1 protein-coding gene is annotated in these 484 nt (G+C 45.9%); it reads right to left on the reverse strand.

The annotated features are described in order from the left end of the window. Positions 1-251 precede the first annotated feature (251 nt). Positions 252-484 (reverse strand): hypothetical protein (locus I5W_RS31905; RefSeq protein ID WP_159106098.1); only part of this gene is annotated, 233 nt, incomplete at its 5' end.

Below are 484 nucleotides of genomic sequence, written 5' to 3' on the forward strand. Positions count from 1 at the left end.
CGCCGCTGCAATGTCACATAAAACGAATTTAAAGGATGTGAATGTGCGGCGCGCCAATTTTCTATTATTGGCATATAGGTAGGCAAATCCGGGTTCCCGCTTACTAGTTTTCTGCCTGCGGAATTTACTTGTTCCCGCGTGAACATTGGCTTGGAATATATAGACATTCGCTAGCTCTTCTTTTCTTATGAATGCAGTTCGACTTTGAGTAAGCATAACGCCGCCGCAGTTGAATGCGGCGGTTCTCCCGATTATTTGTTTTTGCGATTGTCGTGAGCGCTAATACGCTTATATTTTCCAGCGTGGCCCATTAGAAGTTCAAGCAGCCGACCGTGTAGATATGGATAAGCATCATCATAGGTAATGTTGGGGTTGCCAGCGCCGCCTTCTGCTCTGAAATTGAGATGCTCATCTTCAACCTCGGCAACAAACTTAATTGCTCCTTTCCACTGAGTGGGCTGGTAAATAAAGTTGTCGCCGGAAT

Origin of the sequence: Herbaspirillum sp. B65 (genome assembly GCF_000333555.1) — a bacterium.
Classification (GTDB): domain Bacteria; phylum Pseudomonadota; class Gammaproteobacteria; order Burkholderiales; family Burkholderiaceae_D; genus Herbaspirillum; species Herbaspirillum rubrisubalbicans.